General features: G+C 57.9%; 10 protein-coding genes and 2 pseudogenes. 9 read left to right on the top strand and 3 right to left on the bottom strand.

The window, feature by feature from the left end:
- Positions 1-427: 427 nt before the first annotated feature.
- Complete coding sequence (locus FEM03_RS24075) at positions 428-829, bottom strand: very short patch repair endonuclease (RefSeq protein ID WP_240772896.1); 402 nt, start codon at positions 827-829, stop codon at positions 428-430.
- Between the two features lie 34 nt (positions 830-863).
- On the opposite strand from FEM03_RS24075, the pseudogene dcm reads away from it, so the two are divergent.
- Positions 864-1,319 (top strand): annotated as a pseudogene (gene dcm, locus FEM03_RS24080) (DNA (cytosine-5-)-methyltransferase); the annotation flags it as partial.
- A 62-nt stretch (positions 1,320-1,381) separates the two neighbouring features.
- On the opposite strand, the gene FEM03_RS24610 reads toward dcm, so the two are convergent.
- A complete protein-coding gene (locus FEM03_RS24610; protein ID WP_166443111.1) occupies positions 1,382-1,684 on the bottom strand; it encodes a hypothetical protein in 303 nt (100 codons plus the stop codon).
- Between the two features lie 72 nt (positions 1,685-1,756).
- On the opposite strand from FEM03_RS24610, the gene FEM03_RS24085 reads away from it, so the two are divergent.
- The 3 genes from FEM03_RS24085 (at position 1,757) to FEM03_RS24090 (ending at position 3,298) form a co-directional block, all read left to right on the top strand.
- The gene (locus tag FEM03_RS24085; RefSeq protein WP_138088981.1) at positions 1,757-2,569 is read left to right on the top strand and encodes an HNH endonuclease; all 813 of its coding nucleotides are present in this window, start codon (positions 1,757-1,759) and stop codon (positions 2,567-2,569) included.
- 123 nt (positions 2,570-2,692) lie between these two features.
- Positions 2,693-2,860, top strand: coding sequence for a hypothetical protein (locus FEM03_RS24615; protein ID WP_166443112.1), 168 nt, complete (start codon positions 2,693-2,695; stop codon positions 2,858-2,860).
- A gap of 222 nt (positions 2,861-3,082) precedes the next feature.
- On the top strand, positions 3,083-3,298 hold the full coding sequence (locus FEM03_RS24090) for a hypothetical protein (protein ID WP_138088983.1): 216 nt from the start codon (positions 3,083-3,085) through the stop codon (positions 3,296-3,298).
- Here FEM03_RS24090 and FEM03_RS24095 read toward each other — a convergent pair.
- On the bottom strand, positions 3,276-3,503 hold the full coding sequence (locus FEM03_RS24095; protein ID WP_138088985.1) for a helix-turn-helix domain-containing protein: 228 nt from the start codon (positions 3,501-3,503) through the stop codon (positions 3,276-3,278). The genes FEM03_RS24090 and FEM03_RS24095 overlap by 23 nt on opposite strands.
- 396 nt (positions 3,504-3,899) lie before the next feature.
- On the opposite strand from FEM03_RS24095, the gene FEM03_RS24105 reads away from it, so the two are divergent.
- The 5 genes and pseudogenes from FEM03_RS24105 to FEM03_RS24885 form a co-directional block, all read left to right on the top strand.
- Entirely contained in the window at positions 3,900-4,337 is a 438-nt protein-coding gene (locus tag FEM03_RS24105; RefSeq protein WP_138088988.1) for a type II toxin-antitoxin system VapC family toxin, read from the top strand.
- 146 nt (positions 4,338-4,483) lie between these two features.
- Positions 4,484-5,092, top strand: a complete 609-nt coding sequence (locus FEM03_RS24110) for a type 2 periplasmic-binding domain-containing protein (protein ID WP_138088989.1) — start codon at positions 4,484-4,486, stop codon at positions 5,090-5,092.
- Positions 5,017-7,350: a c-type cytochrome gene (locus tag FEM03_RS24115; protein ID WP_138088991.1), complete on the top strand. Its 2,334-nt coding sequence runs from the start codon at positions 5,017-5,019 to the stop codon at positions 7,348-7,350. The genes FEM03_RS24110 and FEM03_RS24115 overlap by 76 nt, the downstream gene beginning before the upstream one ends.
- A gap of 104 nt (positions 7,351-7,454) precedes the next feature.
- The gene (locus FEM03_RS24120) at positions 7,455-8,201 is read left to right on the top strand and encodes a 3-keto-disaccharide hydrolase (protein ID WP_138088993.1); all 747 of its coding nucleotides are present in this window, start codon (positions 7,455-7,457) and stop codon (positions 8,199-8,201) included.
- Between the two features lie 83 nt (positions 8,202-8,284).
- Positions 8,285-8,570, top strand: a pseudogene (locus FEM03_RS24885) (IS4-like element ISVsp14 family transposase); the annotation flags it as partial.

The raw sequence follows: 8,570 nt of genomic DNA on the forward strand, positions 1-8,570 counted from the left end.
TTTCGTCTCGTATTTCTCTCCACACGACTTCGCAGCCGTGCAGTTACACTCGACTACCATCAAGGAGCATCGACCTCGAAGACCTGGACTTTCACTGGTTGGTTTCATGTTTTCATATGCGAACGGAGCGCCGGGCTCCGCACCGGCCTCAGTGCCGTGACACAGGCTTGCAGCCTGTGGGTGAGGCAGGCATTTTGCCTGCCTGCCCGGTCGCGGTGCCGCTCATCCGCCAGTCCAGAACCCGTAACACAGACTTCCAGTCTGTGCGTTTGACGGACATCCTGTCCGTCACCAAAAATCCCCCATTCCCCCCATTCCCCCCAAGCCCCCCTTTTGGCCTTCCGACTTCCGCCTTCCGCCTTCCGCCTTCCGCATTTCACCACTTCCGAACCAAGAACCAAGAACCAAGAACAAAGAACAAAGAACCTCACCACCCCCCCACCTCACGTCTCCCCCCAACCCCACCCTCCGGAAACACCCTCCTCAACCTCAGTCTCAACCTCTTCTCATTCACGCGCTTGAGCTCATGCTCCCAAACCCTCACCACCTTCCACCCCGCCGCCTTAAGAATCCGGTTCACCTTCCGATCCCTCGCAGCATTCGTCGCCTTCTTCGTGTCCCAAAACTCCTGGTTCCCTTTCGGACTGACATAACACTTGGGGCAGCCATGCCAGAAACAACCATCAACAAACACCGCGACCCTCGCCTTCCGAAACACAAAATCGGGCCGCACCTTCAACCTCTGCTCCTGTGAATCTTTTTTGGGTGTTTTGATTTCAAGATGTCGTCTCCAACCAGTAACGCCAAGTTCCTTGAAAACCCCCATCATCTTCAATTCCGTATCCTTGTTGCCCCGCGACCGGATGCGCGATCCTCTCAACTTTATCGACCTCTTCTGTGGCATAGGCGGATTCCGCATCGCCTTCGAGAAAGCCGGTGGAAAGTGCGTCTTTTCAAGCGACTACGACAAGTTCAGCCAACAAACCTACGAGGCGAACTTCGGGGAGCGCCCGCACGGCGACATCAATCAGGTGAAGGTCGGAGACATCCCCCAGCATGACATCCTTTGTGCCGGGTTCCCTTGCCAGCCGTTCAGCATCGCAGGAGTCTCCAAAAAGAACAGCCTCGGGCGCTTGCATGGCTTCGACCACGTGAAGCAGGGCAACCTGTTTTTCTCCATCGCGGACATCCTCGATCACCACCGCCCGGCGGCCTTCGTCTTGGAGAACGTCAAGAACCTCAAAGGGCACGACAAGGGCAGGGCGTTCGCCGTCATTAAGGACACGTTGGAAAAGGCACTAGACTACACCATCTACACGTAGATCATCAATGCGAAATCCGTCGTGCCGCAGCACCGCGAAAGGATCTTTTATCATCGGATTTAACGAGAAACGTGATTTCGATCTCTGTCATTGCCCGCAACGATACTGTCTTTTCGCTGATCCAACTCCAGAACAAATTCTTGGCAGTTGACCGCATCATCAAATTCACGTTCACCGTCCAGAAACTCCTGTAGGCGGGTAATCATGCAATCGGCAATCTCGCGTTGCGCTTCCAACTCTGAGCCGAAAACCACATATCCATCTTCATCTTTGACCAACGGCACCGCCTCGTCGAGATGTGTGTTGATACAAATGCAGAAAACGGAAGCTACGTCAGTGTCGTTAGCTGGATTGTATCTCATGATTGCTGGGACTGTATAGCCAGGTGAAAGACACATGACAACACGAAATTTAAGCATGCATCAGGAAGCGTCATGAGATCAAAATCCATCGTGGCATCTGGAAATTTGTGGACCAGGAAGGAGCTGCTAATCCTCCTCAATATTTATCACAAACTGCGCTTTGGTCAGATCGATCACCGTCAGCCTGTAATCATTGACCTTGCCGAGCGCATAGGACGCACTCCCAACGCAGTGGCAATGAAGCTTCTCAACCTCGCCTCGGGTGACCCCGTTCAGCAGATACGTGGCGTCGTCGGCCTCAAAGGCGCCAGCAAGTTAGACCGCGAAATCTGGGACGAATTTCATTCAAACGCAGTTGCGATGGTTGCGTTAAGCCAGGAGTATTTCGATGATCTATTCGTCGAAGCCGAGGATGAAACCACAGAAGTTATCGCCGGCACCGGCATACGCCGAGTCCCTAAAGCACCCAATGGCGCTACCGAAGCAACGAGCTTTTCAAAACAACGGCGCGGGCAGGGTTATTTTAGGGATGTCGTGTTAAACAATTACGACAATCGATGCGCTCTCACCGGACTTCCCGTTCGCGAACTTCTCATCGCCTCTCACATATTGCCTTGGCATGCTCATGAGGCAGAACGCATCGACGTGCGAAACGGCATTTCCCTCAACCGTCTCCACGACGCGGCGTTTGACCAAGGGTTCATAACCTTCGATGACGAACTGCGCCTTGTCCTGTCAAAACGCCTTTTGAACTTCCTGCCAGCTGCCGCCATCGTTACATCTTTCGAAGCTCTCATCAGCCAGCCACTTCAAATACCAAAAGACGCAATTCCACCAGATTTGGATTTCTTGAGGAGGCATAGGAAACGGTTTCAGTTCGACTAAAGCCAATTTCAGCAACCCCTATCGAAAAAAGTCTTCCTATCGATTTGGTTCGCCCTTTCCTATCTCGAACCCGGCCTCCATCCAGACGGATATGAATGCGAAGACTCCGGCTGGACGGAGGAGATGAAACCCTATGCCGCCGAGGCATGGAGACGAAGCGAGCGTGGGGAGCTGGATGACAATGAACTCTACCCCTCTGATGCGCAGTGGGCTGGACTCCACGACCGAATGACGACGCACACTCCAGAGGAAACGTATTTCCGGCAACGCATCGCGGCGCGCACCAAATGAAGTGTTGATGGCACACTGATCCACATCCAGGTCGGCAACCTGAACGGCTCCGTATTTTGCAATTGTTTGCCACCTCCACTGGTGACACATTTCACCAAGGGAGGCGATTGACAGCTCAACCAACAGCACATGCAGCGACGGCCTTCCTTAAGAGACCCCAGGCCGGTCAGTGTCGGCGGACCTGTTCAGGCAATTACCGCAGAAGATCATCTGCTCGGAGGCATGCTCCATCACGCCCGGGATTTCGGTCGCAAACGCCTGCTGGACACCAGGCTGGCAGCGACATTTCACAGCGCTGGCGTGAAGCGGATCGTGACCACTAACGAGCGGGACTTCAAAGTGCCGGGTGCACCCAAGCTGAAGCCTCCACAGCCACAGAACAAGTCAATGAAGGTGGAGGCCGGTGGCGAATCCATCACAACTCCACTCCTTCTGTGAGCTGCTTTAACGAGACCCCAAGTGCCTTCGCCAGCCGGAGCAGCGACAATAAACTTGGGTTGCGCAATCCACGTTCGATTCCTGAAATGTAGGTGATGTCCAATTTGGCCCGCTCAGCAAGCTGCTCTTGGGTCAGATCTTGGGTTTCGCGTAGGTTTCTAACATGAATTCCAAATTTACTCAGAACTGGATCGGGCGAGGGCATCCTCTTATCTTGCCTAATCCTGCCCCTTAAAATCTATGGACGATCGTCCATATTTAATAGACTTCAAAATGGCGGCAATGATTGACTGGCCGGAACCACTTTCATCAAATCATGCCACAGGATGCGCCCCCCTTCTGGACAAACGAGGTGCGATACATTAATCTCAATGTATGAAAACCATAACCATCAATGTATCTGAGCCGGTTTATGAAGATTTTCAGGAGTATGCTCGGAAGACAGATCGGAAAGCCTCGGAGTTGATCCGGGAGGCGATGGAGAGCTTCCGGCAACTGCACATGCAGCGACGGACTTCCCTAAGAGACCGGAGGCCAGTCAGTGTCGGAGGGCCGATTCAGGCCATTAGCGCAGAAGACGATCTATTGGGAGACATGCTCGATGACGCACGGGATTGATACGGACTTCCTGGTCGCGGCTGAGGTGACGGATCATCCGTTTCACCGCGAGGCAGACGCTTTGCTGCAATCGTTGCTAAACGACGGTCATGATCTGGCGCTGGCACCGCAGACCCTGGCGGAGTTTATCCACATCGTGACCGACGGTAAGCGGATGCCGCAGCCACTCACCACGGCAGCGGCGATCAGCCGGGCAGAGCACTGGTGGGAGGCCGCAGAGGTAATGCGGGTATTTCCCGATGACCAAACGGTGACAAACTTTCTCGCCTGGTTGACACGCTACCAACTCGGTCGCAAACGTCTGCTGGAAACCATGCTGGCGGCGACGTTTCACAGCGCTGGCGTGAAGCGGATCATAACCAATAACGAGCGGGACTTCAAAGTGCTGGGAGCCTTCGATTTCGTGACTTTCCGACCATGAACGCCAACCCTCCCTCCAGAGGATCGATGCCCGGCTGAAGACTGGCGGCATCACGGCGTTCATCCCACCTCCCAGCCCCAACCGCCCCCAACTGACCTTCCCCTGCAAAAAACCCCCTCGTCGGCCCTTACTACTAAGCCGACCCCATGTCCCGCCTCGTCCTGTCTCTCATCGCCACCACCCTGCTAGCGGCAACTCATGCCGCCGAACCACCCCCGGCCACGCTGCCCTTCGACCCCGAAACCATCAGCCGACTCAGTCTCGATGGCAAACCCCGCTCCCTCGCCATCCGCCAAGGCGACAACACCTGGCTTGGCTACGACCTCGAACGCGCCACCATTTTCAGAACGTGGCAGGCTCCCAAAGGCAAATCCGGTCTCATAAAAAAGGACTTCACCACCAAATCCACAGGCACCTCGTGGTTCAAAGACGATTCCGACACCCCTTGGAAACTCCAGCGCGGCGACTCCACCCTGCCACTGCAAATCCGCTACCTCGGCTGCTCCCATCGTCAAGACCACATCGAACTGCGCTGGGAACTGCGCCACGACACCCACATCATCAACCTCCACGAACGCATCCCCCTCGCCGCCGCACCTGCATCGGATCGTGTCCTGCGCGAACTCCGCGCCACCCCCCTCGCCGCCAACGAATCCCTGCTACCCCCATTCGACACCACATGGACCTGGTCCCCATCTTCCTCGCCCGCAATCACCGGCACCGACTGGCACCGACTCACCCTCACCAAACCATGAAGACCGCCGCCCTGCTCCTTCTCTTCCTGCTGAGCGGCACCCTCACCGCATCCGAGCCATCCGCCACCCTCGACCTCCCCGCCACCAACATCTTCTCCAAAGGCCCCAACACCTACACCGGCGACATCCTCAACATCACCCGCGGCCGCGGTGCCATCATCGGCTGGTATATCCAGGCCGCCAAAGCCGAAGACGTCCAGGTCTCCATCGAATACGCCAGCGCCCGCCCCCTCAACCAGGCCTATCAACTCTCCTTCGACGGCCACGACCACTTCTGGAACGTCCCCCCAACCGCCGATCCCAATCCCGACTCCGACAACAACAACCACCTCACCCACGCCGACCTCGGCACCTTCCAGGTCCGCCCCGGCCTCCCCCTCCTCATCCTCCTCGTGCCCCCCTCCGGCACCAAATACCAACACCCCGTTCGCTTCCGCAAACTCATCCTCAAAGGCCACACCCCCGGCAACCTCACCCTCATCCCCAACCTCCAGGAACCCCCCGCCCCCACCGCCACCCCCGGCTTCGGCGAAAAACTCAACGCCCTCCACCCCGCCCTCGAATACCTCGACCTCGCCACCCCCGACCTCACCCTGCGCATCAGCGGCATGGCCCTGCGCAGCCCCACCGAACTCCTCTTCACCACCTGGGAAGGCGACCTCTACTCCCTCGATCTTGATACCCTTTCAAGTGAGCCCCCCCCACCCATCCGCCACATCGCCCAGGGCCTCTCCGAACCCATGGGCCTCGCCACCACCAACGACCGCATCTTCGTCACCGAAAAAAACGAAGTCACCGAACTCCTCGACCACGACAACGACGGCCTCTTCGAAACCTACCGCTGCCTCGCCCACGACTGGCCCGCCACCATGGACTACCACGAATACCTCTTCGGCGCCGTCATCAAAGACTCCCACCTCTACTTCTCCTCCAGCGTCGGCATGGCCGCCCGCGGCAAAGACAACTACCAGGCCCCCCTGCGCGGCAGCGCGATTGCAGTCCACATCGACACCGGCAAAACCGACATCATTGCCGGCGGCCTGCGCACCCCCGACGGCATCGGACTCGGCCCGAACGACTCCATCCTCATCACCGACAACCAGGGCGAATGGCTCCCCGCCAACAAACTCATCCACCTTCAAAAAGGCGCCCACTACCAGTTCCGCAGCATCCCCCCCTGGCATCCCCTCGACCAACTTCAATCACCCACCCCGCCAGCCGTCTGGCTCCCCCAAGGCGAAATCGCCAGCTCCCCCACCGAACCCATCCTCCTCCCCTCCACCTGGGGACCCTACGCCAACCACGTCCTCTTCGGCGACGCCACCTTCGGCGGGCTGCAACGCGTCTTCCTCGAAGAAGTCGACGGCATCATGCAAGGAGCCGTCTTCCCCTTTTCCCAAGGCTTCCGCCACCTCTTCCACCGCTTCGCATTTGGCCCCAACGGCGACCTCTACGCCGGCGGCATCGCCCGCGGCCAGGACCAGGAATTCATCAAACGCGTCAGCGGACTCAGCCGCATCCGCTACAACGGTAAACCCGTCTTCGAACCCCTCGCCGCCCGCCTTAAGGCAAACGGACTCGAAATCGAATTCACCCAACCTCTCGCCCAAGACCACGGCTGGAACCCCGCCGGCTACCATGTCTCCCAATGGGGCTACCAGGGCACCCAAACTTACGGCGGCCAAAAAGTCCGACCGCGCATCGCCGAAGTCCGCTCCGCCACCGTCTCCACCGACCGACGCCGCGTCTTCATTGAACTCCCCGGCCTCACCCTCAACGAAGTCATCCACGTCCGCCTCCCTACCAGCCTCCCCTCCGAATCCGGACTCCCCCTCTGGACTGGCGACCTCTGGTATACCGTCAACCAAATCCCCAAAAACCTCCCCGGCGAAATCCGCCCCGCTCCGGCCCACACCAACGCCACCACCACCCCCTTCTTCCAATTCTCCAAAACCGACACCGGCCGCGTCCTCTACCAAAACTTCTGCTCCACCTGCCACAGCCTCGACAGCACCCCCCTCGCCGGCCCCACCCTCCATGGCCTCATCGGCTCCACCCGAAAAGTTCGCGACACCACCGGCAAAACCCGCGAGATCAAAGCCGACGCCACCTACCTCCGCCAGTCCATCCTCGAACCCAACACCCTCCTCAGCGACGGCTACCCCGAAAATCTCATGCCCCCCATCGGCGCCATCCTCACCCCCGATCAGCTCGACGCCCTAATCGACTACATCATCAAAGCCTCCAAGAAAAAGTAATCAGCCCACTCCGCATTCCGCACTCCTTCACGCCCCCAACTAAGAACCAAGAACCAAGAACCAAGAACCAAGAACCAAGAACCAAGAACCAAGAACTTTTTCTCATGACCCTTAAAACCACACTCGCCACCACAATCCTCCTCCTCCTAACTCCCCTCCTCGCCCCAGCCCTCGAACTCGACCCCGCCGAAAAAACCCTCGGCTTCACCCCCCTCTTCGACGGCAAAACCTTCACCGGCTGGACCCACAGAGGCAACTGGGAAATCGAAGACAACACCTTCGTCCGCAAACGCTCCGGCGGCTCCCTCATCTATGACGCCAACACCGTCCCTGACGACTTCGAACTCCGCTTCGAATGGAAGGTCACCGAACTCTGCAACAGCGGCCTCTACTACCGACCCGGCCAGGTGGAATACCAAATCCTCGACGACGCCCATCCCGTCTATGGAGCCAACCCTCGCCAGTCCGCCGCCTCCCTCTTCTTCTGCATGCCCCCCAAAAAACGCGCCACCCGCCCTGTCGGCGAATGGAACACTGCCCGCATCATCTGCAAAGGCACCGTCATCGAACACTGGCTCAACGAAGAACGCGTCATCTCCTTCGACTACACCGACCCCAAATGGGCCAAAGAAGTCGAAATCCTCCGCATCCGCGGCGGCGACCTCACCGGACGCGGCAGCAAATTTTCTCTTCAGGACCACGGCCAGGAAGTCGCCTTCCGCCACCTCCGCCTGCGCACCATTCCTCAGGACGAAGAACTCATCCCTGACCCCACCTTCGAACCCCTCCCTGTGACCGGTGAAGCCCTGGAAAAAGAAAACGCCCGCATCCGCAGCATGCAAAAAAAGTAAGCCTGCCCCCCGTGACACAGGCTTGTAGCCCATAAGCATATACCTAAAGGTTGAAGTATGCATTGAGCTGGCTATGTTGGCTGATGCAACCGCGAACTTTGGTCGAGGATGAGTGGGAGGTGCTGCGGCACTTTCTTCCTGAAAACTTGGATGAAGATGCCCGGCTTCACGGTGCAATGCGCCGACGGCGAGGTCAGATCACATCGGCAGAGCAGCTATTGCGGGTGCTACTTATGCATGTCGGTGGAGGCTTGTCCCTTGAGCAAACTTCAGCGCGTGCCCGCGCCCGAGGCTTGGCCGACCTCAATGCCATGGCTCTACATAAACGACTTTGCACCTCGCGCCCCTGGCTGGAGGCGCTTTGCATTC

The organism is Phragmitibacter flavus (assembly GCF_005780165.1).
GTDB classification, from domain to species: Bacteria; Verrucomicrobiota; Verrucomicrobiia; order Verrucomicrobiales; family Verrucomicrobiaceae; genus Phragmitibacter; species Phragmitibacter flavus.

Bases quoted from the DNA above. Each gene is read 5' to 3' on its own strand.
- FEM03_RS24105 (WP_138088988.1), top strand. From the start codon at position 3,900: ATGACGCACGGGATTGATACGGACTTCCTGGTCGCGGCTGAGGTGACG.
- FEM03_RS24090 (WP_138088983.1), top strand. From the start codon at position 3,083: ATGCTCCATCACGCCCGGGATTTCGGTCGCAAACGCCTGCTGGACACC.
- FEM03_RS24115 (WP_138088991.1), top strand. From the start codon at position 5,017: ATGGACCTGGTCCCCATCTTCCTCGCCCGCAATCACCGGCACCGACTG.
- FEM03_RS24085 (WP_138088981.1), top strand. From the start codon at position 1,757: ATGAGATCAAAATCCATCGTGGCATCTGGAAATTTGTGGACCAGGAAG.
- FEM03_RS24120 (WP_138088993.1), top strand. From the start codon at position 7,455: ATGACCCTTAAAACCACACTCGCCACCACAATCCTCCTCCTCCTAACT.
- FEM03_RS24615 (WP_166443112.1), top strand. From the start codon at position 2,693: ATGAAACCCTATGCCGCCGAGGCATGGAGACGAAGCGAGCGTGGGGAG.
- FEM03_RS24095 (WP_138088985.1), bottom strand. From the start codon at position 3,503: ATGCCCTCGCCCGATCCAGTTCTGAGTAAATTTGGAATTCATGTTAGA.
- FEM03_RS24075 (WP_240772896.1), bottom strand. From the start codon at position 829: ATGATGGGGGTTTTCAAGGAACTTGGCGTTACTGGTTGGAGACGACAT.
- FEM03_RS24610 (WP_166443111.1), bottom strand. From the start codon at position 1,684: ATGAGATACAATCCAGCTAACGACACTGACGTAGCTTCCGTTTTCTGC.
- FEM03_RS24110 (WP_138088989.1), top strand. From the start codon at position 4,484: ATGTCCCGCCTCGTCCTGTCTCTCATCGCCACCACCCTGCTAGCGGCA.